Source organism: Frateuria edaphi (genome assembly GCF_021117405.1).
In the GTDB taxonomy this organism is placed as follows: domain Bacteria; phylum Pseudomonadota; class Gammaproteobacteria; order Xanthomonadales; family Rhodanobacteraceae; genus Frateuria_A; species Frateuria_A edaphi.
Genome location: NZ_CP088251.1, coordinates 2,496,822 through 2,521,568, shown reverse-complemented (window position 1 = coordinate 2,521,568; position 24,747 = coordinate 2,496,822). Strand labels below are relative to the sequence as shown.

The window sequence follows — 24,747 nt, the reverse complement described above, 5'->3', positions numbered from 1 at the left end:
ACTGGCGGCGGGTTGCAGGCCGATGGCTCGCGCGATCGCGGGGGCCTGCATGGGGACGGTTGTACGGAGAGCTGGCATGAATACGTACGCATTGCGCCACCGGGAAGTGGCGTTGGGGATCCTTGTCGCACTCGGCCTTAGCGCATGCGGCGGAGGCGGCGGCAGCAACGTCCGGGCGCCGGCCCCGCAGCCGCCACCCACCACGCCGAGCAGCCCCGAGCCACCGGTGGATGCCCAGCTGGATCTGACCGATACCTATGCCGCGCACAGCCAAGGCTTTACGGGCAAGGGTGTCACCATCGGCATCGTCGACAGCGGCATCATGCGCAACCATCCCAGCCTCGCCGGGCGGGTGACCGACGAGCTGATCTACGTCGATTCGCAAGCCAACAACACCAGCATCGACGACGTGGTCGGGCATGGCACCTGGGTATCGGAAATCGCCGCGGGCAAGGCGTTCGACAAATTCCCCGGCGGCATCGCGCCGGGCGCGAACCTGGTGTCGGCGCGCATCATCGCCGACAAGGAGCCCACCGACGACGGTTCGGGCCAGGGCAATGCGGTGGGTGCCTCGGACGCGGATTTCTTCGGCCAGTACCTCAACCCCGCCCTGATCGCCGACGGCGTGCAGATCCAGAACAACTCCTGGGGCGGCATCTACTGGGACACCACGGACGCGACCATCAACCAGGCCTTCGCCCAGGCGTACGACGATTTCGTGCTCAACCACGACGGACTGGTCGTGTTCGCGGCCGGCAACGATGGCCGCGCCGATCCCAGCGACATCGCCGCGCTGCCCAAGTACGCGCCCGAACTCGAACGCGGCTGGCTGGTCGCGGTCGCGGCCGACAGCATCAGTGCCGCCAATGGCAAGACCGTGCTGGCTGACTATTCCAACGCCTGCGGCAAGGCCATGAATTACTGCCTGACCGCGCCGGGCGACGTGATCGTCAGCGACAAGGACGCCACCGCCACCGATCCGAAGGATTACTGGATCGTCAGCGGCACCTCGTTCGCGGCGCCGGAGGTCTCCGGGGCCGCGGCGCTGGTGTGGGAGGCCTATCCGTATTTCACCAACGACCTGGTGCGGCAGACCTTGCTAGGCACGGCCGACGACCTCGGCGCGGCCGGGCCGGACAAGGTGTTCGGCTACGGCATGCTCGACGCGGGCAAGGCGGTCAATGGACCGGCGAAGTTCGACTGGGGCGACGTCACCGTCAGCTTCACCGGCGAATCGAGCTGGAACAATCCCATTTCCGGCGCCGGTGGCCTGATCAAGCAGGGCAGCGGCACACTCAACCTGACCCAGGCCTCGACCTACGCGGGGCTGACCGAGATCCAGGGCGGCATCCTCAATGCGCAGTCCCTGGCCGGCGCACTGCAGGTGGACATGGGCGGCACGCTGGGAGCGGCCACGCGCATCGGTGGCGACGTCGACAACGCCGGCGTTGTCACGGTCAGCGGGAGCGACCTGGATGTCGGCGGCAATTACTCGCAGCACGACAACGGGCGGCTGGCGCTGGAACTGGGCTCGGTGCTCAAAGTCGCCGGTACGGCCACGCTATCCGGTGGCGATCTGTACGTGATCGGCAAGCGTTCGGACTATGTGCTCGACTCCCATACCAACGTGCTCGTCACGCAGGGCGGATTGACCGGCACCTTCAGCGCGATCAACGCCGCCTCCAACGTGATGCTGACCGCCACGGCCGGCTACGACGCCACCAGCGCCTGGCTGGACGTGACCCGCGCGGACGTCACCGCGATCCAGGGCATGAGCTATAGCGCGTCCAGCTACAACTCGGCACAGCGCGTGGAAGGCGCTTTCGACCAGCTCGACCGCCAGCTGGTGTCCAGCGGCGCCGGTACCGCGTCCGCGACCAGCGGCTTCGTCGCCGGCGCAGCGCATCTGCAGCAGGCGACCACGCTTTCGAGCGCCAGCCAGTCGCTGGAAAGCCTCTCCGGGCAGCTTCACGCAGCCAGCGCGGCGATGACCTTCGAGGCGATCGACGCGGGCACGCGGGCGCTGTCCGACCGCTTCGACCGCCTGCTCGACAGCAACGGAACTGGCGGCTGGACGCAGGACCTGGGCTACCACGGCGACCTGGCGCGCAGCGGCTACGCGAACGTCGGCGTGGACCTTTCCGGCACGCTGGTCGGGCAGGACATGCGCATCGGCAGCAACGGGGTGGCCGGCTTTGCGCTGAGCCAGTCGCGCGGCCTGGGCCGACTGGCCGAGACCGCCGATCAGGGCCGCAGCCATGCCGTCGAAGGCATGCTCTATGGCGGCGTGGTGCGCGGCAACGCGTACCTGATGGGCCGCGTGGGCACGGGCGACTACCGTGAATCCATGCGCCGCAATGTCTTGCTGGGCCCGGCCTTCGCCGGCGTGGCCAGCGACAGCCATGGTCGTTACGACGTCGCCTATGGCGAGAGCGGCTACCGCGCCACGCTCGGCCGGTTGACGCTCACCCCCTACGCCAGCCTGCAGTACGCACGCATGGACAGCAGCGGCTTCAACGAGCCGGGCGCCTGGGGCTTCGGCCTGAAGGCCAACGCGCATGCGATCGAGCGCTGGCAGGCCGGGCTGGGCCTGCGTGCGGTACGGCAGTGGACCTTTGCCGGCGGTGGCAGCCTGGACCTGCAAGCAAGGCTCGCCTGGCAACGCGCGATCGCGACCCGCGGTGACGTGTTCGAGGCCAGCTTCACCGGCATCGACCAGTGGGCGCCGCTGGGCGGCATCGGACTGTCTCGTTACGGCGGCGTGGCGGGCATGACGCTGGACTGGGCGATGACGCCGCGGGCCGCGCTCACGTTCGGCATCGACCATCGCTTTGCGCAGCGCGAGCAGGGGAGCATGGCGACGCTGGCGTATCGTTTGTCGTTCTAGCGCTTGCCATCGGGGGCTTCAGCCCATCACCCACGTGCGTGGCGGTGGGCTCAGGCCCACCCTGCGAAAAAGGGCCCGATGCGGGCCCTTTTTTTACGCCTTGCCGTGGAACAGCTCGCGCCCGATCAACATGCGTCGGATCTCGTTCGTTCCGGCGCCGATCTCGTAAAGCTTGGCATCGCGCAGCAACCGCCCGGCCGGGAACTCGTTGATGTAGCCGTTGCCGCCCAGCGCCTGGATCGCCTCCAGCGTCACCCTCACCGCGTTGGTGGACGCGTTGAGCAGGCAGGCCGCCGGATCGATGCGCGACTTGATGCCGGCATCGAACTGCTGCGCCACCAGATACGCGAAGCCACGCGAGGACTGCAGCGCGGTGTACATGTCGGCGACCTTCGCCTGCATCATCCCGAACGTGCCGATCGGCGCGTTGAACTGCTTGCGCTCGCGCACGTAGGGCAGGGTGAGGTCCAGCGCCGCCTGCATCAGGCCGAGCGGGCCACCGGAGAGCACCAGGCGCTCGGTGTCCAGGCCGCTCATCAGCACGCGCACGCCTTCGTTGACCTCGCCCACGATGTTCGCGGCGGGGATCTCGCAGTTGTCGAACACCAGCTCGCAGGTGTTGGAGCCGCGCATGCCGAGCTTGTCCAGCTTCTGGGCGGTGGAGAAACCCTTCATGCCCTTCTCGACGATGAAGGCCGTCATGCACCGGCTGCCTGCCGCGCGTGGGGCGGTACGCATGTAGACCAGCAGCACGTCGGCATCCGGGCCGTTGGTGATCCACATCTTCGAGCCGTTGGCGACCCACACGTCGCCTTTCTGCTCAGCCTTGCAGCTCATCGAGCCGACCACGTCGGAACCGGCGCCCGGCTCGCTCATCGCCAGCGCGCCCACGTACTCGCCCGAGCACAGCTTGGGGATGTATGTGCGGCGCTGGTCCTCGTTGCCGTTGTGGAAGATGTTCTGCACGCAGAGGTTCGAATGCGCGCCGTAGGACAGGCCCACCGAACCGGACGCGCGCGAGATCTCCTCCATCGCCACCATGTGCGCCAGAAAGCCCATGCCGGTGCCGCCGTATTCGGTCGGGATGGTCATGCCGAGCAGACCCATCTCGCCGAACTTCGGCCACAGGTCCTCCGGGAAGGCGTTCTCGCGGTCGATGCGATCGGCGCGCGGGGCGATCTCCTTCTCCGCGAAGGCGTGCACGCTCTCGCGCAGCAGGTCGATGTCTTCTCCGAGCGGGAACGGGCGCATCCGGGAACTCCTAGAGGTTGGGTGTCGATTTTAGCGCACAGATGTTTGGCGGCCGGTGAGACCCGGAGGTAGTTCTTCGCAGGCGCGGGGACGCAGCGCCTGCTTCTTCTGTGCGGGGTCGAACAGACGGCAAAAGAAAAGGCCGCCTCGCGGCGGCCCATTCCCTGTGCTGCGATGCTTACTGCCCGCGCATGCGGCCCTGGAAGCGCGTACCGCCATTGCCCATGTGCGGCAGCTTGATCTTGCCGATGGACTCGATGCGCTCCTCCGCCAGGCGGTCGGCCGCCTTGTAGGTCGGCACGCCCTGCGTCTTGGAAATCTCGAAGATGCGGCCCAGGTTGTAGTAGATCGTGCGCATCATGCGCATCGCACGCTCGCGGTTGTAGCCGTCGATTTCCAGCGAGACGTTCATCACGCCACCGGCGTTGACCGCGTAATCCGGCGCGTACAGCACGCCGCGCTTGTTCAACTCGTCGCCGATCGCGTCGGTCGCCAGCTGGTTGTTGGCCGCGCCGCAGATGATCTTGGCCTTGATGCGGTCGATGGTCTGCTCGTTGACCGTGCCGCCGAGCGCGCATGGCGAGTAGACGTCCGCGTCGACATCGTAGATCTCGTCCAGGCCCACCGCCTCGCAACCCAGCTCGTCGACGCAGCGCTGCACCGCATCCTTGTTGATGTCGGTGACGAACACCTTGGCGCCCTGCTCGCGCAGCAGCTTGATGAACTCCGAACCGACGTGGCCGGCGCCCTGCACGGCGTAGCTGTACTTGCCCACGTCCTCGTTGCCGTGCTTGAAGTTCAGCGCGGCCATCAGGCCCTGCAGCGTACCGAAGGCGGTGAACGGCGACGGATCGCCCGAGCCGCCGTGCACCTGGTGCACGCCGGTGACGTACTCGGTCTCGCGGAACACGTATTCCATGTCGTTGACGTCGATGCCGACGTCCTCGGCGGTGATGTAGCGACCGCCCAGCGAGTTGACGAAACGACCGAACGCGCGGAACAGGGCCTCGGACTTGTCCTTGGACGGATCGCCGATGATCACCGCCTTGCCGCCGCCCAGGTTCAGGCCGGCCACGGCGTTCTTGTAGGTCATGCCGCGCGACAGGCGCAGCACGTCGTTGACCGCGTCCTGCTCGGTCTTGTACGGCCACATGCGCAGGCCGCCGAGCGCGGGGCCCAGCACCGTGTTGTGGATCGCGATGATGGCCTTCAGGCCGGCGTCCTTGTTGTGGCAGAAGACGACTTCTTCGTGACCCGTCTTGGCGATGGTTTCAAAGATCATTGGAACGATGACTCCACAAGTTTGGCGGATGCCACGGGGATGGCATCCCGCAGAAAGGTGGCGGGCCGATCCAGTGCGGACCGCCTCAGCGGCAGAAAACGCTTGAAAGTCAAAGCCCCGGCAAGGGCCGGGGCGGTGAATTCAGTCCGCTAGTTTAATACGTCGGCGCTCCAGCCGTTTCCGCGGCGCAGCAAGCCGGGCGCGAGCGGCGCCCGGCTCCGCCCTCAGCGGTGCCAGTGGCCGCGGTGGAAACGCCAGTCGTCGCCGTGCCGTTCCCAGCGCGCCGGGCGGTAGCGATAACCGGGACGCTCGCGCACCCAGTAGCCCTCGGTCCACAGGTGCCGGTGGATGCGCGGACTCCAGCGCCAGTAGCCAGGCGCCCACACGTAGCCGCGGCGCGGACGCACGTGCACCACGCGCACCGGCGGGGGCGGCACGCCTACGCGCACGCCGATCGTCACGTGGGGGCTGGCCTGCGAGGCCGGCGCGTAGGCGGCAGCGCCCAAGGCCAGGCCGAGGCCGGCGAGCAGGGCGAGGGGGCGGGTGATGGCGGTCATCGTGTTCTCCGGTGAGCGCCGCGTGGGCGGCGTGCAACACGGAAAACGGGGTGGCCGGCCTGGTGTTGACGCGTTGCTCACGCGCATTCAGCAGGCAGCTGGCTTACCGCAAGGCACCCCGTCCGACCTCGGGCACCTTCCGCTATGAACGGGGGGAGGACCCCGGCTGCAACCGGTTGACCCATTCGCGAAAGTGATGGGGGAGAAGCGGACTTCGGCCCGTTGAGCCTTCCCCACAAACGCGGGGAAGGCGCCGACAGGTGGGCGGGGCGCTTCTGCCACGGCCCGCAATGCGGGTCGAAGACGCTTTACAGCTTGCAGTTGGGCGAATGCCCGCCCGCCCGCGCCTGCTGGTACGTCGGCATCAGCTTCTGCGCCTGCTCGCCCAGCACCTGCGCGCGCTTGTCCGGGGCCGGATGGGTAGACAGGAACGTCGGCGTGCCGCCGCTGCCCTGCTTTTCCATCTTCTCCCACAGGGTCACCGCCGCGCGCGGATCGAAACCGGCCTTGGCCATGTAGCGCTGGCCGAGCGTGTCGGCTTCGGATTCCTGCGTGCGCGAGAACGGCAGCAGCACGCCCACGGTGGCACCGGCACCCAACAGCGCCGCGACATTGCCGGCGTCGCCGCCGCGCGTGCCGGCGTAGATGCTGCCGGCGGTTACCGCCGCCTGCGCGGCCATGTTGTCGGACACGCGCTCCGCGCCGTGGCGCGCCACCACGTGCGAGAGCTCATGGCCGAGCACCACCGCCAGCTGGTCCTGGTTGCTCGCCACCTTGAACATGCCCTGGTTCACGCCGATGCGGCCGCCGGGAAGGGCGAAGGCATTGGCCGTGTTGTCCTCGATGATCTGCACTTCCCACTGCTGGGTGTTCCACGGCGGCGGCAGCACCGAGATCAGTGCCTGCGCGACACAGGTGGCGTAGGCGCGCTGTTTCGGCGCGTTGGCGAACTTGCCCTGTTGGCGCATCTGGTTGAACGAGGCCAGTCCCATCTGGCTCATCTGCGCATCGGACACCACCATCAGCTGCGAGCGTCCGGTCGGCGAGGTGGAGCAGCCGGCAAGCAGCGCGGCGAGGGCGGCGGCGGTCAGCAGGCGGGGCTTCATGGGCGTCTCCTTTGCGATGGCAGCGGCCAAGCTTAGCCGCTGCGCCCGCCTAGGCCGCATGAAAGCCCGAGGCCGTAGGGTGGACATCAAGACATCGCCTTGGCGTCGCAGTGGCGGGCCGAAGTTCACTACAAAAGAACGAACGGTCGTGCTATTTTACGCACATGACAACCGCCACCTCACCCGCCAAGGGCCTCGCCACCCGCGAACTCATCCTGGAACACGCCTACGAACGGGCCCGTGTGGGCGGGCTCGAAGGCCTGTCGATCGGCACCCTCGCCACCGACGTGGGGATGTCCAAAAGTGGCCTGTTCGCCCACTTCGGTTCACGCGAAGACCTGCAGCTGGCGGTGCTGGACTCCGCGGCCCGCCGCTTCATGGCCCACGTGCTGCTGCCGGCGCTCTCCGCCCCGCGCGGCCTGCCGCGCCTGCGCGCGATCGTCGCCCAGTGGTGCGAGTGGGGCCGCATGCACAAGAGCGGCTGCGTATTGCTCACCGCCGCGGGCGAATACGACGGCCGCGAAGGCGCGCTGCACGACGCCGTGGTGGCGCAACAGGCCGGCTGGCGCGGCGAGCTGGAAAAGGCCATCGGCCAGGCCGTCGCCGCGGGCCACCTGCGGGCCGACACCGACGCGGCCCAGCTCGCCTTCGAGATCTACGCGCTGATGCTCGGCCTGCACCACGACGCCGGCCTGTTCGGCTTCGAGCAGGCGAGCCAGCGTATCCGCGCCGCATTCGAGCGCCTGTGGCGCAGCTGGCAACCTTGAGGATCGACCCATGTCCACCGTGATGCGCCGCCCGGGCCTGGCCGCCCGCTTCAAGCTCGCCACCGTCCGCACCAGCTTCGCCCTTGGCGGTCGCCTGGCGCCGGGGCGCACTGCCGATCGCGCTGCGCGGCTGTTCGCCACGCCGTTCGCCAGCAGCCGCGTTCGCGCCCAGGCCGCCAGGCCCGATCCGGCCATGCGCCGCGAGACGCTGTCGATCGCCGGCCAGTCCATCGCCACCTATGTCTGGGGCGATCCGGCCACGCAGCCATACGTGCTGCTGGTGCACGGCTGGTCGAGCTTCGGCCTGCGCTTCCTACCCTGGGTCGGACGCCTGCGCGCGCTCGGCTACGCCGTGGTGACCTTCGACCAGCCCGGCCACGGCCTGAGTACCGGTAACTACTGCACGCTGCCGGAGTTCGCCGACACCGTGCGCGCCGTGGGCCGCCATTACGGCGACGCCGAGCTCGCGATCGCCCATTCGCTCGGCGGCGCCGCCGTCGCGCTGGCCCAAGGCGAATGCTGGCGCGCCCGCAAGCTGGTGCTGATCGCGCCGGCCGCCGACATGCACGCGGCCGCCACCCGCTACTTCCGTTTCGTGCGCCTGGGCGAACACCTGCGTCGTCCGTTCTACGCCTGGCTGGTCAACCGCACCGGCATCAGCGTGGACGAGTTGCAGATGCACCGCCACGTCACCGCACTCGGCCAACCCGGCTTGATCGTGCACGACCTGGACGACGCCGACGTGCCCTGGGAGGAGGGCGAGCGCTACGCGCGCCACTGGCCCGGCGCGCGGCTGCTCACCACGCAGGGGCTGGGCCACCACCGCGTGCTCGATGCGCCGGAGGTGATCGAATCCGTGCTCGCTTTCGCCGGTGGGGCAGTCGTGGGCGAGCGGATTGTTGCGTCCGTGAATCTCCCGTTCGGGATCGCCTGATCAGCCGACCGCACAAGCATCGTTCTGGCGGTCGCGCGCCAGTTCAATTTGACAATGGACGGTATCGGGCGCAGAAATGCGAACGGCTGGAGAGGATTTTGTCCAGCGTAGGGGACCCAAGGCAAAAGGGAGACAGCCTCATGCGTATGTGCACAGCTTTCTGCACGACAGGGTTGCTTGCAATTTCCACCCTGGTGTTCGCCGCGGACGAGCAGAAGCATCTGGACTTCCAGTCGTTGGACAAAAACCACGACGGTCGCCTCAGTCGCGGCGAGATACCCGACGATCTGGCACTTCTCAAGGCACGTTTCGCGTCCTTCGACCACGACAGTAGCGGCCGCCTGGACCAGGGCGAATTCATTGCCGCGATACGCAGCGTCGATCCGGACGGCAGCGATCCACGCCTCTATTTCTCGTCCAGTCCAGATCACGCCGCGCCGCCGAAGGATCCGATCGTTCGGATACCCAGTTCCAACGGCAATTAGCAGGAAGGTCCCACCCCCTAAAGCTAAGGAGAAGGAAATGCGTTTTCTCACATGTTCGATCGCGGGCCTGCTGGCGGGCATGGTCCAGATGGCGACTGCAGCGTCCCTCCCCGCGGATTTTCGCGGGTTCGACGCCAATCACGACGGCTTCCTGAGTCGTCCGGAACTGCCTCCCGCATCGCCCCTCAAAACGTACTTTGCCAATTTCGACCGGAATCGGGATGGGCAACTGGACACCGCGGAATTGGACAGCGCCAAGCAGGCGGTGCAGGTGCGCGGAGCCACCAATCCGACGCTGGTCGGTCTTCACACGACGCATGATGGCCCGGCGCTTGGACATCCGGTCGGTTACATCAACAACGAGCGCGGGCAATAGCTGCGCCCGTTGTTGTCAGGCAGTGCCACCAGACGCCCCCGGTTCCGGGGGCGTTGCCGTTTCGGAGCCCTCGATAACGTCCCGGACACTTTCTCGTGTCGAGGCGTTACCGAATCGTCGACTCGGCCTGGCTGAACAGCCCTTCGCCCATGTCGGATCGTTGTCTGCGGCTAGAGCTGTGCTTCACCGCAGCCGGCGCAGAGTCGGGCCGGTGCCGCCCTCGCGAAGCGCGCCTTGCCCAGCTGCAGAGGAAATGTCCGGTGAAAAGCGATAAATCGTTCCAGATCAGGTGTGGCGTCCTAGCGTTTGCGCTGTGCGGAATCGCGACCGTCGTGTCCGCGCAGCAAGCCTCAGCGCCGGCAACGGTGGACGCGGATTTCCAGGCGATGGACCAGGACCACGACGGTCGCCTGACCCGCTCGGAATTGCCGAAAGACATGGTGCTGTTGCGGACCCGTTTCTCGACATACGACCAGAACCACGACAACAAGCTCGACGCCCAGGAGTTCGCCGCGGCCCAGCTCGCCATGAAGGGAAGCGGCAATGCCGCGGGCGGGGACGCGCCCGCGCGGCACGGACCGCCGCCGTCGCATTGATCCCGGTCGAGAGCCCGGGGAAGGGTTCGGCGGGCCTACAGGCAGTGCGCGAGCCTGCGGATAGCCTCGTCGACCGCGCGTGCATCCACGCCACCGTAGCCCAGGATGACGCCGCTTCGACACGCGGCTCCCCGGTAGCACTGCGATAGCGGTCGGATCGATACGCCGACCTGGGCGGCGCGACGCGAGAGTGCGATGTCGTCCATGCCGTCCGGCAGCAGCGCTGCCAGTTGCATGCCTGCTTCCGCGCCGACGACCCGCAGCCGGCCAGGCAGGTGCCGTTCGATCGCCTCCAGCAAGGCGGCCCGCCGCGCCGCATAGAGCGCGCGCATGCGCCTGGTGTGACGCGCGAAATGCCCTTCGCGGATGAAGTCGGTCATCGCCCGCTGCGGCAGCATCGGCGAGCAGGTGTCCAGCGCATCGCGCGCGGCGCGGAACGCGGGCACCAGGTCCTTCGGCACCACCAGCCACCCCAGCCGCAGGGCAGGGAACATCACCTTGCTGAAGGTGCCCACGTAGATCACCCGCCCGTCCGCATCGAGCCCTTGCAGCGACGGCACCGGTTTGCCGCCGAAGCGGTACTCGCTGTCGTAATCGTCCTCGACGATCCAGCGTCCCGCGCGCGTCGCCCATTGCAGGAGCTGCATGCGCCGCGAAGCGCTCATCGTCACGCCGAGCGGAAACTGGTGCGACGGCGTGAGATAGACCATGCGCGCGTCGGGCCCGCGACGGATGCCTTCGGCCACGTCCAGCCCGTCCTCGTCGACCGGGACCAGCACCGCCTTCGCGCCGACGGCCGCCAACGCCTGGTGCGCGCCGGGGTAGCCCGGTTCCTCCATCCACGCGCTGTCACCGGCATCGAGCAGCACGTGGGTGCACACCTGCACGCCGTGCTGCGCGCCGGTGGTGATCATCACCTGCGAGGCGTCGGCCCGCACCGCGCGCACGATGCGCAGGTAATCGGCGACCGCCTCGCGCAGTGGCAGATAGCCAAGTGGATCGCCGTAGACCAGCGATTCGGTGTCCACGCGGCGTGCGTGCCGGCTGAGCAGGCGTGCCCACACCTCGTGCGGGAACGCGTCCAGCGCCGGCAACCCCACGCGGAAGGCGCCCTGGCTCTCGAGCCAGGTCTGCTCAGGACCCGCCATCGCCTGCGCGCGCGCCGCGACCCGGCGGGCGGGCGAAGCCGCCGGCGTCGAGATGCTGCGACCGCGTCGCATGTTCTCCGGCCCTCCCGGCGGGATGGTCCCGGCCACACACGTGCCGGCACCGGTGAACGTTTCCAGGTAGCCCTCGGCGTGCAACTGCTCGTAGGCGCTAAGCACCGGCAGGCGAGAGACCTTCAGTTCGCCCGCCAATGCTCGCGTGGAGGGTACGCGTTGGCCCGGCTGGAGCTGCCCCTCTACGATGGCGCGCCGGAACCACTCCGAGAGTTGCCGGTAGATGGGCACGTCGCCACCGGGGTCGAGCGCGATCGGCGGCAACAGGCTGGCGGATACGCGTTTCATGCGCGGCTCCCAAGTGGTCATGCGGGATCATAGCGAAGTGGCTATTCGCGCGAGCCACTGTGGCACCTAAGGTGCATGCTTCCGAGGACACGGTGGGGGCGGCGTGGGCATTGAGCGGCTAGTGGCGAGACGGATCCGGCGACGCATCCTCGGCAGCGTTCTCGCCTGGCTCGTGGCCGGCACCGCATTCGCGCAGGACGCCACGCGCCAGTCGCGCGACGACGCCTGGTGGACCGGCCCGATGCTCGCCAACTCGGCCGAGACGCTGCCGCGCGGGCACATGCTCATCGAGCCCTACGTCTACGACGTACAGACCCGCGGCAACGACGGCTTCGGCTCGCGCGCCTACGTGCTCTACGGCCTGACCGACGACCTCACCGTCGGCGCCATACCGATCATCGGCTACAGCGGCCTGCACCATGGGAGGAACAGTTCCGGCATCGGCGCGGGCGACCAGATCCTGCAGGCGCAGTACCGCCTCACCCGCTTCCATGAAGGAAGCTGGTTCCCCACGCTCGCCATCATGCTGCAGGAAGCCGTGCCCACCGGTCGCTACAAGCGCCTGGCGAGGACGGCCGACGGCATGGGCGCCGGCGCCTGGGCGACCACGCTCGGCCTCAACGCGCAGAGCTACTTCTGGATGCCCAACGGCCGCATCCTGCGCGTGCGCTTCAACGCTACGTGGACCTTCGCGCGCCATGCCGACATCGACGGCACGAGCAGCTACGGCACCGGCCCCGATTTCCACGGCCGCGCTACGCCGGGCGATGCGTTCTACGTCGCGACCGCGTTCGAATACAGCCTCACCCGCCGCTGGGTGCTGGCGCTCGACCTGACCTACAGCCGCAGCGACGCCACCCACGTGGCCGGCTACGACGACCCGCTCGGCCTGCCGGCGACACCCGTGCGCGCGAGTTCCGGCCGCAGCGAAGCGTTCGGCTTCGCGCCGGCGGTCGAATACAACTTCAACGCGAACGTCGGCGTGCTGCTTGGCGTACGCGTCATTCCTGGCGGACACAACGTCACGCGCTCGGTCACGCCTGCGATCGCGGTCAACATCGTTCACTGAGTTGAGGCAGCACCCCGCGCCTTGCGCGTGGTGCCGGCGTGAAGCCGCCTTTCGTGCATTGACAAGCCCTTGTGCCGGGCTCATAACCCACCATGCCAGCGCAGGCATCGTCCTTCAGGGCTGAAGGGAGACAGGCCTATCCACATGGGAGCGCCTTCCGTGTCACCCATGCGTCTGCGGCCACCACGTTGCCGTGCTCGGCACGATCCATAGCTACCGATCGCTCGTGGACTGACAAGGAGACAGCCTATGTGGAATGGAAGAAGGTGGATGACAGTTGCCCTGCTTGCGGGTGCCGTTCCTTTGGCGGCAGCGGCGCAGCTCTCTGCGGACTACCGCAGTCTGGACACCGATCACGACCAGCGTCTGAGCAACAGCGAGCTGCCGCCCGCTTCCCTGCTCAAGGTGGAGTTCGCCCGTTTCGACAAGAACCACGACAAGCTTCTCGACTCGAAAGAGCTGGTCGCCGCCGAGGAGGCAGTGCGTTGGCGTACGGAGCCGCACACATATCCGTACCAGGGGAGCCACCTTGAACACGTAAGCCCGCCACCCTCGAGCCCCGTCGGTTACATCAACAACAACCGTGGGAGTAATGCCTCCGGACAATAGCGGTGGCCGGTAGTGCGTAAGGGTCATAAGACGCCCCCGACTCGGGGGCGTCTTCGTTTCGCGACTGGCCTGAAGCCTGCCCTTGATCTGTGGACGAGCCTTGGGCCCGATTGGCCGATGGCGGAGCATGCCTGGAGTGACTCCTGCGCGGTCATGCGCGAACCCACTAGAATCGAGGGGTTCAGAGCAGACCGATGTCGGAGTCCCCATGAGTTCCCCCGCCAGCCACGTCCCCGCCGCCGCCGCGCAGGCCGAAACCACCCCGCTGCGTTTCGTCACCGCCGCCAGCCTGTTCGACGGGCACGACGCGGCGATCAACATCATGCGCCGCATCATCCAGAGCCAGGGCGCCGAGGTGATCCACCTGGGCCACAACCGCTCGGTGGAAGACGTCGTGCGCGCCGCGCTGCAGGAAGACGCCGACGCCATCGCGCTGTCCTCCTACCAGGGCGGCCACGTCGAATACTTCAAGTACATGGTGGACATGCTGCGCGAGCGCGGCGCCAGCCACATCCGCGTGTTCGGCGGTGGCGGCGGCACCATCACCCCGGAGGAAATCCGCGAGCTGCAGGCCTACGGCGTCGAGCGCATCTATCACCCCAACGACGGGATGAAGATGGGCCTGACCGAGATGATCGAGGACGTCATCACGCGCACCCGCGCCGCCCAGGCGGCGCGCCTGAAGGCCGAGCCCGCCGGCGTGCCGAAGGTCGACATCAACGACGAGATCTCTGTCGGTCACATGCTCACCGACATCGAGGAAACCCGCCTCACCGAAACCGAGCTGGCCCACCTGCGCAAGGAATGGGATCTGGCCGGCCGCAAGACCCCGGTGCTGGGCCTCACCGGTACCGGCGGCGCCGGCAAGTCGAGCGTGGTGGACGAACTGCTGCTGCGCTTCCTGCACGCCTTCCCCGAGATGCGCATCGCCGTGCTCGCCGTCGACCCGACCCGCCGCCGCTCCGGCGGCGCGCTGCTGGGCGACCGCATCCGCATGAATAGCTTGCGCTCCCACCGCGTGTACATGCGCTCCATGGCCACCCGCCGCCAGCACATGGCCACCAACGAGGTGCTCAAGGACTGCATCGCGTTCCTGAAGAGCCAGCCCTACGACCTGGTCATCGTGGAAACCGCCGGCATCGGCCAGAGCGACTCGGAGATCGTCGACCTTGTCGACTTCCCGCTCTACGTGATGACCAGCGACTACGGCGCTGCCAGCCAGCTCGAGAAGATCGACATGATCGACTTCGCCGAGCTGATCGTGCTCAACAAGTTCGACAAGCGCGGCGCCGAAGACGCCCTGCGCGACGTGCGCAAGCAGTGGAAGCGCAACCGCACCGCCTTCGCCCTGAAGGACGAGGACGTGCCGGTCTACCCGACCATCGCCAGCCAGTTCAACGACCCGGGCGTGACCTGGATGTTCGCCAACCTGTGCCGCCTGCTGCGCGAGAAAGTTGGCGCCAGGCACGGCCAGGCCATCGGCAGCCCGAGCTGCGACTTCGCCCCCGAAGTGGACACCGCGCTCAAGGAACCGCGCGTCACCGTCCTCATCCCCGGCAGCCGCGTGCGCTACCTCGCCGAGATCGCCGAGCAGGGCAGGGGCATCAACAGCTCCATCGCCCGCCAGGCCGAAGCGGCCAACAAGGCGCAGCACTACTACGAATCGCTCAGGGAGCTGGACGACGCACACCTGCCCAAGCCGCTGGACCGCTACCCGGTCGACAGCCTCAAGGCCGAAGGCGACCGCACCCTGACCCTGCTGCGCCAGCGCTACAACGAAGCGGTGAAGGAACTCTCCGCCGAGTCCGTGCACCTGCTGCGCGACTGGCCCGCCTTGCGCGAATCGGTCACCAAGGACGTCAACGAATACCAGGTCCGCGGCAAGACCATCCGCGTCGAGAACTACCGCGAATCCCTGAGCCATCAGAAGATCCCGAAAGTCGCCCCGCCCAAGACCGAAAGCTGGGGCGACCAACTGCTCTTCCTCGGCAAGGAAAACCTCCCTGGCCACTACCCCTACACTGGCGGCGTCTACCCGTACCGCCGCACTGGCGAAGACCCCACCCGCATGTTCGCCGGCGAGGGCACCCCGGAGCGCACCAACCGCCGCTTCCACTACCTGAGCCAGGGCGGCGCCGCCACGCGCCTGTCCACCGCGTTCGACTCGGTCACCCTGTACGGCGAAGACCCGGCCCCGCGCCCGGACATCTACGGCAAGATCGGCAACTCCGGCGTCAACATCGCCACCCTGGACGACATGAAGAAGCTCTACTCCGGCTTCGACCTGTCCGCGCCGACCACCTCCGTCTCCATGACCATCAACGGCCCGGCGCCGATGATCCTCGCGATGTTCATGAACACCGCGATCGACCAGAACGTGGAGAAGTACCTCAAGGCCGACGCGTCCCGTTGGGCCGAGGCCGAGAAGCAGATCGCCAAGCTCTACGAAGGCCGCGAGCGCCCGCGCTACTCCGGCGACCTGCCCAAGGGCAACGATGGCCTGGGCCTCGGCCTGCTCGGCGTCACCGGCAACCAGCTCGTCGACGAGGAAACCTACGCCCGCATCAAGGCCGAAACCCTGGCCGCCGTGCGCGGCACCGTGCAAGCCGACATCCTCAAGGAAGACCAGGCGCAGAACACCTGCATCTTCTCCACCGAATTCGCCCTGCGCATGATGGGCGACATCCAGCAGTACTTCGTCGAGCACAAGGTCCGCAACTTCTACTCGGTGTCGATCTCCGGCTACCACATCGCCGAAGCCGGCGCGAACCCGATCAGCCAGCTCGCCTTTACGCTCAGCAACGGCTTCACCATCGTCGAGTACTACCTCGCCCGCGGCATGCACATCGACGACTTCGCGCCGAACCTCAGCTTCTTCTTCAGTAATGGCATGGACCCGGAGTACACCGTCATCGGCCGCGTCGCCCGCCGCATCTGGGCCCGCGCCATGCGCGAGCGCTACGGCGCCAGCCCGCGCAGCCAGATGATGAAGTACCACATCCAGACCTCCGGCCGGTCGCTGCACGCGCAGGAGATCCAGTTCAACGACATCCGCACCACGCTGCAGGCGCTCTACGCGCTGTTCGACAACTGCAACAGCCTGCACACCAACGCATACGACGAAGCCATCACCACGCCGACCGAAGAAAGCGTGCGCCGCGCCGTGGCGATCCAGATGATCATCAACAAGGAACTGGGCCTCAACTTCAACGAGAACCCCTGGCAGGGCAGCTACGTGGTCGAGGAACTGACTGATTTGGTGGAGGAGGCTGTCTACAAGGAGTTTGAGGCGATCAGCGAGCGCGGTGGCGTGCTGGGCGCCATGGACACCATGTACCAGCGCGGCAAGATCCAGGAAGAGTCGCTGTACTACGAGCACAAGAAGCACGACGGCTCGCTGCCGCTGATCGGCGTGAACACCTTCCTGCCGAAGGAGCACGGCGGCGAAGTGGCCACCGAGATCGAGCTCATTCGCTCCACGGAGGAGGAGAAGGGGCAGCAGATTGCGAACGTGCGGGCGTTCGGGGAGGCGCGGAATGGGTTGGCGCCGGAGAGCCTCAAGCGGTTGCAGCAGACGGCGCGGGAGCGGAAGAACGTGTTCGAGCAGTTGGTGGAGGCGGTGAAGTACAACTCGCTGGGGCAGATCAGCCACGCGTTGTATGACGTGGGTGGGGAGTATCGGAGGAATATGTAGGCGACAACTAACGGGGGGAGAAATGGGAAGCTACGTCGTCACGGATTTAACTCGGTTTAGTAATAAAGACATTGTCTGTACAGCAATGATCTGCAGGCAAACAGGCGAATGCTTTCGCCCGATGCCCTATCTTTTATATGAAGAAGTCCGCGAGCTAAAGGTGATCCCGGGCGCAATAATTTCGGGGGATCTGACTCGTAAGCAAGACGCGGCTAATCCGCACCTGGAGGATTCGAGTTACAAAAAGCTTAGGTATGAGGGTCCGGCCTCAGGTCAAGAATTTCTCGAAATACTCGAGAAAACTTCGTCGGAGAATATTAGGGAGGGCTTTCAATACGCCTTTCCCGCGGGACAGAAATTCATCCCGTTCAACACACGGGCCCCTCGTTCCATAATTACATTGGAGGTGGCGCCTGAGGATATCGAGGTTTTGCCAAACCAGTATGAACCCGCGAAGCTCAAGCTAAGCCTGGCGGACAATAATGGGTTTCGACTTTCTCACATATCAATAACGGACCTTGGGTTTCACGAGTACGCGCAGGAGCATCACGGACGAGGTGATCTCGCGATGGTAAACAGGCACCTCGCCTCAGCAGAGCGTGTCTTTGTTCGGCTCGGCCTCGGTCGGCGCTTCTGCCAACCAAATACATCGAATGACGGGTATTGGTTGCAGGCAAATGGGATCTACACTTTTCCGTCTAAGCTGGGCCAGCTGCGAGGATACAGAGACGCGTGACAACCTGATGACTTCAATGGGTTCCCATGTCGGCGCAGATATCTGCGCAAACCCGAACGGGCGAGGGCCAACGGTTTACACTGTCGGTCATTCGAACCACTCCCTCCAATACTTTCTGAATTTGTTAGAGGGCTCCGGCGTGTCTGCCATCGCGGACGTACGATCCTATCCGTACAGCCGGCACAACCCTCAATTTAATAAAGAAAGCCTCCGTGCGGCACTATTCCGCAATCGCATAAGTTATGCGTTTCTAGGGAAGGAGCTTGGCGCCAGATCAGAAGATCCTTCGTGCTATGAACATGGTCGTGTTCAATACACTCGATTGGCGGGGACGCGGCTTTTCCTTTCAGGCATTGAAAGGGTGCTGAGTGGTGCTGCTAAGTATCGCATAGCACTAATGTGCGCCGAAAAGGAGCCTCTTGATTGCCACCGCACTCTTTTGGTGAGCAGGGCTTTATCAGGCCGCGGAGCAGATGTCAGGCACATTCTTCCAAATGGCGAGGTTGAAACGCACGATGAAACAATTCTCCGAATGCTTGACGTGGTGGGCCTCCCCCGCGTCGACATGTTTCGAAGTGCGCAGGAATTGATAAACGAGGCGTACGTCCTGAGAGAAAAGAAGATTGCGTATATAGACCCGGCCGCCATTCAGCATGACGATGAGTGCGAGCAATGAGAATATTGACGATAGGCTTCACTAAGACGTCGGCTGAGCGCTTCTTTGGTAGATTGAAACGAGCGGGTGTCAAACGAATAATTGACGTCCGGTTGAATAATGTCTCTCAGTTAGCTGGTTTTGCAAAGAGGCAAGACCTGTCGTTTTTTCTTCGCGAAATATGCGATATTGAATATTTGCATCTCCCTGACCTTGCGCCAACTAAGAGTATGTTGGATGCGTATAAAAAACATGGGGGCGATTGGTCGATTTACGAACGTGAGTTCTTGGATCTAATGAAGCGTCGTTCAATAGAGAAATTTATTAGCCCCGATGTGATTGGGGACGGTTGCTTGCTTTGCAGCGAAGACAAACCGCACCACTGTCACAGGCGTCTTGTCGCTGAGTATTTGAAGGGCCGGTGGGGTGATGTGGATATACACCACCTGTAAAAACTGATGCTCATTTGAGTGGGCGCGCCTTGTCTGCGCCAAGAAACGTGCCACGTGCCTTCAGACTAGCTCACGAACAGCAGATTTCGCTGGTTGGCGCGGCGGATGACGTCGCTATCGCGGATAGTGCTCGCCTTTCGTCGATAGCCGCCGGCCGCAGCGGTCACAACAAGCTCCTTGTGCGCTACTAGCTGTTCGATCGCTTGCCGGTAACGAAGGCTGTCCGCTGGCGTCGAGTTGCACGTGGTCGAGTAGAGCGTTCCAAAAGTCACCGCATCTAGAGCATGCACTCTTTGAGCAAGTTGCTCGGTCAATGCACTCACACTGGCCGCGTGCGCATGGCCATCGAATTCGAACCCGAAAGACGATTGGCCGGTGTAGCTTTCGTCACGATGGGCGGCATAGCCCAGTACCTGGAACATGTCCAAGCCTGCACCGCCGTAGTGGATGAAGTGATTGTTGTGTTCCCAATGCACCTGCGTCATGACATCCCTGGCGCGCGGATGCTGGGACAAGTGGACCAACCAATAGTCCCCATGGCCGGCCGTCTTAATGAAGAACACCGTGTAAAAGCGTGCTCCGCAGTTCTTGACGAGGTCTTGATAGAGGCTGCTTTGAATCAGTAGGCGGAAGTCGCTCTCGTTGGCTTTGATGTCCGCGATGGTGCGCCCCTTAAGTACATCGGGAATGCCCAGTCGACTCAGGATGCTATGAGTGGCGGGCTTGTCGCTAGCAAAGTTGATCAGGGCATCGACGGCGAATGTCAGCAGGATTTCTGCCCGGGGAAGCTGGGTCAGGATCCTACGGATGAGGCCGGTTGGCACGTCCTTGTAGCCATATTGGTCTAACGAAATGACGGAACGGCCCACCTGAGGACTACGGTCCTTGATTGCGTCAATGATGGACTGGCTTTGCGCCTCGAACGTGCTCCGCACGACCTGGATGTCTTGACCAATGCGCGCGCCATAGCCTTCGGCTTTCAGAGTGGTGAGAAGGGAGGCGGCCGCGTTGCGATCTTTCTCAACAAAGATGTACGCGATGCGGAACTGGACTGGCTTACTGCGCTGGGCATTGATGATGGCCTGGGCCTGTTCGGACGCCTTCAGAAAGACCAATGGAGAGCCGAGGATGCGTTCCTTGGTATCGGCATGGCGGAAAACGCCACCGCCAGCGAAACCATCCACCAAGGTCAATCGAACCTCTTCCTGGCCTGGGGCGGTGACCAAGGTCTGGAAATAGGCGATTAAATACTCCCGCAGGACGTCGAGCTTTGCGACGCTGTGTTGTTGCAGCATTGCGCCGGAACCATCCGCGGGCCACTTGAACGGAAGGCGGCTCATCGGCGCTAGCTCAGCCCAGCGGCGCGGCTGGCATTTCGTCCCACGTGCGGCCGTTGAGCAGTCGGCCATTCTTGGATTTGGCTCGGCGCTTTCCGTCGGCCCCCCAGCCGCCCCATTGCTTGAAGAAAAAGGCGACTTCTTGCTCTTCGCACTGGACGCGCACGGCGTCCGCCCACTCCGGTTTCATCGGCCGAGCTTTGGGCCCTGATTCACCGCCCACGATCACCCAGTGGATGCCGGTCAAATCCAACTCTCCAACATCTTCCAGGAGCGGTTCAACGGATAAGAACCGGATCTTGGCTGGGACCTGTCGCAGGTAGTCGATCCGGGGTACACCATGGCGCTTGTTCTCGACGGAGACGCCTAGCCACACGTTTCGGGGCACCGATCGGGAACTAAAGTAGTTGGCGAGCCGCTCCGCCCGTTTGGTCAGGATCTGATAGCTGTGCTGTGGCGTCTTCGCAATGACCTCAAAGACCTGATCGATGTAGGCTGCGGGCACGCGCTCGTGGAAGAGATCGGACATTGAGTTGACGAAGTAAACGGTCGGCTTCTTCCGCCGGAGCGGATCCTCCAGGCGCTCTGGGATGAGGCGGAGGGCGAAGCCCTTCTCATAACCCGGCGTGCCCATGGCTTTCAGGCGCTTGGCCATGACCTCCGCATAGCAATGCTTACAACCAGCGGAAATCTTGGTGCACCCTACGATGGGGTTCCAAGTTTGCTCGGTCCATTCGATGCGTGATGTCGTGGTCATGGTCCACCTCTTGTGGGCCAAGGGATCGAGGCCGGTCTCGCCGGCGTGACGATCGATGGCCGGGACTAAATGGCCGGGACTAAATTGGCCATTTATATCATGCGGGTAAGGGGAGCGAGCCGTGAAGCAAGCTCAGAAGAGACGGCGCTGCGGCTCGACCTGGCTCACCTCTCCCCAAAGCTTATCCGCCAAATCGTGCTTTGCGGCTAGAACCAACCAATACAGAGGTTGATTGCGATTGCCTCGGACGCGCTCGATGTTGTCACTGATCAGGTAGCCCATACTTGCTAGGAGGTTCCGCCAGTGCTCGAACACCTGCATCACTAGGGTCGAGTTTGTCGCGCCTCGGTTGACCGTCTTTTCCCAGCCAGGCGCAAAGGCATCGAGCTTCCCTGACATCATCATGCTTCGGACATTGCGTTGGAGGTCCATGATGCTGACGTGGATGAGCAGGTCCATGTGCTTAGCTTGGGCCAACGTCTCGATCACGCCGAAGGGAAGGGCTTCGATGTTGAACGGGTCGAGGAAGGCGAGGTTAAAGCCGGTTGGGTTCAGCGTCGGAAGAACCTTGCCTGCAACTTCTAAGGCCGTTCCAGTGAAGGCACGGACGTTGGCGATGCCCAGACGATTGAGACGTTCTTGGCAGGCTTCGACGTTCAGGGGGTCGAGGTCACCGATGATGATTTCTCGATAAGGATTTTTCGAGGCGGCCTCCGTCGCCGCAACTATGGCGCTCCCATCGACGATATCTCCGGCCTCACGCAAGCGGGCGCGGCCCGGTCCGCAATAGAGGTCGATGTAGGTAGCGTTCCTCCCGAACTTCCCTCGAACAGCACGAGTGATGTCGACGTATTTCCGAAGGCGCAGGTGCTTTTCGGGCGCCCAACCGCCAACGATGGCACGACGTAAACCGTCGTGGGGATCTACCTCATAACGGTCTTGGTCTTTTTGGGTGGGCACGTCTTGGTCCTCCTGACCGGCACTGACAATTCAAGGCTATCGGCTGAGTCCGATGGAATTTAAGCTTGCCGCGACGGCAGATGAAAGAAGTAATCTCAGCCTCAGCGTAAGCACAGATGTGGCTTCAAGTGAAGCGGAGGGACGGCTTTTGATTAGCGTGCAGAAAAAGTACGACCCCTATCTAAACGACTTTGCTACGCGATCGTTCCGAGATACTGCGGACCAAGATTACATCATGGCCCGTGCAGCCTATCGGTCTGAGCTCAACGCGCAATTCCTTTGGAGTGGCCTCCAGGCGATCGAGAAATACATCAAGGCGATACTTCTCTACAACCGCATCCCGCAGCCGATGAAGCGGGACGAACTGCTTGGGCACCATCTCGACCGAGGCGTCAAAGCACTAGAGGCGTTGCCGTTCCGCATGAAGCTGTCGAATACCAGCCACGAAATCATCGAGCATTTGGACACGTATGGGCGCTTTCGCTACTTGGATACGTCTTACTTCGTTCGGGACAACGAACTCCTCAAGCTCGACAAGGCTGTATGGGAGATACGGCTCTATTGTCGAGTGATCAATCACAAGTTGAAGGTGGATGGCAAGAATGTGGACATGTTGCCGTACCACCTGGCAGACATCGAGCGCGAGCTGAAGGATCCCAGACCCGTAGTCGGCACCGGCGGCGTGATTGAGACTGTTCTGTCGAACAAGAAGCATGCAGCTCGGACAGCCCTGGTATGGAAAAACCTCTTCTTCAATTGCCACAACCGCAAAACCATCAAGTGGCGTTCTCGCACACACTCGGTGAACTCGCCGCTGTCACTTCACCCGGAGATATTGGAAGAGGTGCTCAAGTTCGTTTGGCTTCCGGGTGAGGTCAAACGGGCTTATGAGAGGAAGCTAAGCGAACGCATGAAGGTCTAGCGCGTGAAAACCCCAGTCAGGGTGGAAGAAAAAGCAAAAACCCGGGTCAGAGTGCACTTTCCAACACCCGGGCAGAGTGCGCTTCTTGGGTGGCTGATGCTGGCTTAGCTCCAACATTGAGCTAGTGATTTATAAGCCCGGATAGGAGTGCACTCTCAACTGCAGAAACCGGTCAGTACGTACTTCGAAATCGCTGACGCTGTTGGGCTGTAAGTTGCGAGTCATAGCGTTTTCTTCCTCACTATCGGCCGTGCAAGCCTTTAAGCCAGAGCGCGTAGAGCGTCTTTGAACTCTTTGATGAGTCCTCCGGCACCGCCAGCGGCCGCGATAAGGGAGTCAAGGATGGCGTCGATGGCATCAACCATTTTCTTGAACCACTTCCTTTCGCGACCAAGACCGGATTCCCCAGCAATTGCGCTGAGGACTCGAAATTTGAATCTCAATGGCCTGCCTTGGAGGCCATGCGCATCTAGCGCGTCTTCGGATATCTGGGCGATGGCTTTCCTTAGCTCCGGTACGCCTCGGTCCGATACATCGGAATTAAACGTTGCTATGGCATCTGATTGTAGTTCGAGGTGGTTTTCCCAAAGGAAGCTGAATTCCCTTCGGTCGCTTGTGACGACGAGCCCAAGAAAGGTTTGCACCTCCAACACAAATTCGTCGAGTTCGGCGGCCCCGGGCTTCTCGACTGCAGCTATTGTCTGAAAGGACACGTTCTTCTCCATCTTGGCTGCGACTCGGCGGAACGTGCGCGCTCAGTTGTGAAAGCTGTGTAACTTGTAGCCCAAACAGAAAGCCCGGGTCAGAAGACCGACCCCAAAACGCAAACCGAAACCCGGGTCCAAAACCCGGGTCAGAGTGCACTTTCCTGACAGCGTGCGGCTTGTCTGACTGACAGTAAGGCATGGGGCGATGGCGCAGCCTTGGGCACTCGCTCAAGGACGCGCTCATGCCACGTCAGCCAGGGCTCGATCTTCCAGGTATCCCTCAGCATGTCGTGCAGCGAGGGAACGATCGACAACCCTGTTTCTTCGAGGACTCCTGAAAAAGGGGTCAGGTTCATTTTTCCTCAGCGGCGGGAGGCTTTCGTGGCCGACCTCGGGGCGGACGGTTGCCGTTCGCAACGTGAGTGCTTCGACCTGCTGGCGGAAGCGATCGCTTCCCCAAGCGCGCTGCTGATGGGTGGGCTGGCGTAGCACGCTGGGGTGACAGAATGACAACCGTGACGGCTGTTACAGACGCCTTTGACCTTCTCTACCGTAGCTTGCACGATCGGACTTATCGCAAGAGTTTGTCACTGCATAAATGCGGCGAACGCGAGTTGCTTCCGATTGCTCGTAGCTTCTTGCTTGGCTACTTTGGCAAGGTAATGCCAGAGCTGGCTTGCAAATTGCCTGGGTCTGCATCCGGAACTGGTAGGGTCGACTTTTGCGTTGACGGGATCGCTATCGAGTTCGCGGTCAGGAAGCCGCTGGGATCAAGAGGCAATCTATCGGCAGTTGCTAACGCAGGCGAGCTAAAGAAGCTACTCAAGTATGATGGGCGGTCGCTTCTTGTTCTTTTCGATTTTTCGAAGAAGCCTTTTACTGATGCCCAGCTTGATCGTTTTCGCGACTGGCCTTCTTTGGGGAAGGGGAACCACAAAGTCTCGGCGTTCAACGTGGCGTACTTCTATATTGAGGCAGTCCGGCCGGTGAGGCTGGGGAGAATCCGAAAGATAATCCGCGTTTGCTGACGAAGACCGGTTGCCCGGGTCAGAGTGCTCTTTCGACTAGTTGGCGGGTTGCCTGGGTAGCCCAAAAAAAGG

22 protein-coding genes and 1 pseudogene are annotated in these 24,747 nt (G+C 63.6%); 14 read left to right on the top strand and 9 right to left on the bottom strand.

From position 1 onward, the window contains the following. Positions 1 to 76: 76 nt before the first annotated feature. On the top strand, positions 77 to 2,887 hold the full coding sequence (locus LQ772_RS11750; RefSeq protein ID WP_231321027.1) for a S8 family serine peptidase: 2,811 nt from the start codon (positions 77 to 79) through the stop codon (positions 2,885 to 2,887). Between the two features lie 93 nt (positions 2,888 to 2,980). Here LQ772_RS11750 and LQ772_RS11745 read toward each other — a convergent pair whose 3' ends face one another. The 4 genes from LQ772_RS11745 to LQ772_RS11730 form a co-directional block, all read right to left on the bottom strand. Continuing rightward, on the bottom strand, positions 2,981 to 4,138 hold the full coding sequence (locus LQ772_RS11745) for an isovaleryl-CoA dehydrogenase (RefSeq protein WP_231321025.1): 1,158 nt from the start codon (positions 4,136 to 4,138) through the stop codon (positions 2,981 to 2,983). Between the two features lie 178 nt (positions 4,139 to 4,316). Next, positions 4,317 to 5,420 (bottom strand): Glu/Leu/Phe/Val dehydrogenase dimerization domain-containing protein, encoded by a 1,104-nt coding sequence (locus LQ772_RS11740; protein ID WP_231321024.1) that lies wholly within the window; start codon positions 5,418 to 5,420, stop codon positions 4,317 to 4,319. 224 nt (positions 5,421 to 5,644) lie between these two features. Then, on the bottom strand, positions 5,645 to 5,977 hold the full coding sequence (locus LQ772_RS11735) for a hypothetical protein (protein ID WP_231321023.1): 333 nt from the start codon (positions 5,975 to 5,977) through the stop codon (positions 5,645 to 5,647). A gap of 308 nt (positions 5,978 to 6,285) precedes the next feature. Beyond that, positions 6,286 to 7,083, bottom strand: a complete 798-nt coding sequence (locus LQ772_RS11730; RefSeq protein WP_231321022.1) for a M48 family metallopeptidase — start codon at positions 7,081 to 7,083, stop codon at positions 6,286 to 6,288. Between the two features lie 164 nt (positions 7,084 to 7,247). On the opposite strand from LQ772_RS11730, the gene LQ772_RS11725 reads away from it, so the two are divergent. From LQ772_RS11725 to LQ772_RS11705, 5 genes are all read left to right on the top strand, one after another. Then, positions 7,248 to 7,850 (top strand): TetR/AcrR family transcriptional regulator, encoded by a 603-nt coding sequence (locus LQ772_RS11725; RefSeq protein ID WP_231321021.1) that lies wholly within the window; start codon positions 7,248 to 7,250, stop codon positions 7,848 to 7,850. A gap of 10 nt (positions 7,851 to 7,860) precedes the next feature. Further along, positions 7,861 to 8,784: an alpha/beta fold hydrolase gene (locus tag LQ772_RS11720; RefSeq protein WP_231321020.1), complete on the top strand. Its 924-nt coding sequence runs from the start codon at positions 7,861 to 7,863 to the stop codon at positions 8,782 to 8,784. A gap of 140 nt (positions 8,785 to 8,924) precedes the next feature. Continuing rightward, a complete protein-coding gene (locus tag LQ772_RS11715; RefSeq protein ID WP_231321019.1) occupies positions 8,925 to 9,269 on the top strand; it encodes an EF-hand domain-containing protein in 345 nt (114 codons plus the stop codon). A gap of 37 nt (positions 9,270 to 9,306) precedes the next feature. Continuing rightward, positions 9,307 to 9,645 (top strand): EF-hand domain-containing protein, encoded by a 339-nt coding sequence (locus tag LQ772_RS11710; protein WP_231321018.1) that lies wholly within the window; start codon positions 9,307 to 9,309, stop codon positions 9,643 to 9,645. A gap of 260 nt (positions 9,646 to 9,905) precedes the next feature. Then, a complete protein-coding gene (locus LQ772_RS11705) occupies positions 9,906 to 10,241 on the top strand; it encodes an EF-hand domain-containing protein (RefSeq protein ID WP_231321017.1) in 336 nt (111 codons plus the stop codon). A 35-nt stretch (positions 10,242 to 10,276) separates the two neighbouring features. Here the strand turns inward: LQ772_RS11705 and pdxR are convergent, their stop codons facing one another. Continuing rightward, the gene (pdxR, locus tag LQ772_RS11700) at positions 10,277 to 11,749 is read right to left on the bottom strand and encodes a MocR-like pyridoxine biosynthesis transcription factor PdxR (RefSeq protein WP_231321016.1); all 1,473 of its coding nucleotides are present in this window, start codon (positions 11,747 to 11,749) and stop codon (positions 10,277 to 10,279) included. 121 nt (positions 11,750 to 11,870) lie between these two features. On the opposite strand from pdxR, the gene LQ772_RS11695 reads away from it, so the two are divergent. The 5 genes from LQ772_RS11695 (at position 11,871) to LQ772_RS11680 (ending at position 18,964) form a co-directional block, all read left to right on the top strand. Continuing rightward, on the top strand, positions 11,871 to 12,818 hold the full coding sequence (locus tag LQ772_RS11695) for a transporter (RefSeq protein ID WP_231321014.1): 948 nt from the start codon (positions 11,871 to 11,873) through the stop codon (positions 12,816 to 12,818). 270 nt (positions 12,819 to 13,088) lie between these two features. Beyond that, complete coding sequence (locus LQ772_RS11690; RefSeq protein WP_231321012.1) at positions 13,089 to 13,427, top strand: EF-hand domain-containing protein; 339 nt, start codon at positions 13,089 to 13,091, stop codon at positions 13,425 to 13,427. Positions 13,428 to 13,635: 208 nt separating this feature from the next. After that, complete coding sequence (locus tag LQ772_RS11685; RefSeq protein WP_231321010.1) at positions 13,636 to 17,121, top strand: methylmalonyl-CoA mutase family protein; 3,486 nt, start codon at positions 13,636 to 13,638, stop codon at positions 17,119 to 17,121. Between the two features lie 653 nt (positions 17,122 to 17,774). Further along, positions 17,775 to 18,533, top strand: coding sequence for a DUF488 domain-containing protein (locus tag LQ772_RS17425; RefSeq protein WP_425600844.1), 759 nt, complete (start codon positions 17,775 to 17,777; stop codon positions 18,531 to 18,533). Continuing rightward, complete coding sequence (locus LQ772_RS11680; RefSeq protein WP_231321008.1) at positions 18,530 to 18,964, top strand: DUF488 domain-containing protein; 435 nt, start codon at positions 18,530 to 18,532, stop codon at positions 18,962 to 18,964. The genes LQ772_RS17425 and LQ772_RS11680 overlap by 4 nt, the downstream gene beginning before the upstream one ends. Positions 18,965 to 19,029: 65 nt before the next feature. Here LQ772_RS11680 and LQ772_RS11675 read toward each other — a convergent pair whose 3' ends face one another. The 3 genes from LQ772_RS11675 to tcmP all read right to left on the bottom strand — a co-directional run bounded on the left by LQ772_RS11675 (position 19,030) and on the right by tcmP (position 22,018). Beyond that, positions 19,030 to 20,304: a three-Cys-motif partner protein TcmP gene (locus tag LQ772_RS11675; protein ID WP_231321007.1), complete on the bottom strand. Its 1,275-nt coding sequence runs from the start codon at positions 20,302 to 20,304 to the stop codon at positions 19,030 to 19,032. A 10-nt stretch (positions 20,305 to 20,314) separates the two neighbouring features. Then, positions 20,315 to 21,058, bottom strand: coding sequence for a DUF5131 family protein (locus LQ772_RS11670; protein WP_231321006.1), 744 nt, complete (start codon positions 21,056 to 21,058; stop codon positions 20,315 to 20,317). A gap of 132 nt (positions 21,059 to 21,190) precedes the next feature. Further along, positions 21,191 to 22,018: a three-Cys-motif partner protein TcmP gene (tcmP, locus tag LQ772_RS11665; protein WP_231321005.1), complete on the bottom strand. Its 828-nt coding sequence runs from the start codon at positions 22,016 to 22,018 to the stop codon at positions 21,191 to 21,193. A gap of 52 nt (positions 22,019 to 22,070) precedes the next feature. Here tcmP and LQ772_RS11660 point away from each other — a divergent pair, with 52 nt between their 5' ends. Beyond that, positions 22,071 to 22,940, top strand: a complete 870-nt coding sequence (locus tag LQ772_RS11660) for a hypothetical protein (RefSeq protein WP_231321004.1) — start codon at positions 22,071 to 22,073, stop codon at positions 22,938 to 22,940. A 260-nt stretch (positions 22,941 to 23,200) separates the two neighbouring features. Here the strand turns inward: LQ772_RS11660 and LQ772_RS11655 are convergent, their stop codons facing one another. Next, positions 23,201 to 23,665 (bottom strand): hypothetical protein, encoded by a 465-nt coding sequence (locus LQ772_RS11655; protein WP_231321003.1) that lies wholly within the window; start codon positions 23,663 to 23,665, stop codon positions 23,201 to 23,203. A 224-nt stretch (positions 23,666 to 23,889) separates the two neighbouring features. On the opposite strand from LQ772_RS11655, the pseudogene LQ772_RS11650 reads away from it, so the two are divergent. Both LQ772_RS11650 and LQ772_RS11645 read left to right on the top strand, forming a co-directional pair. Further along, positions 23,890 to 23,979, top strand: a pseudogene (locus LQ772_RS11650) (transposase); the annotation flags it as partial. Between the two features lie 174 nt (positions 23,980 to 24,153). Then, on the top strand, positions 24,154 to 24,675 hold the full coding sequence (locus LQ772_RS11645) for a hypothetical protein (protein WP_231321002.1): 522 nt from the start codon (positions 24,154 to 24,156) through the stop codon (positions 24,673 to 24,675). Positions 24,676 to 24,747 lie beyond the last annotated feature (72 nt).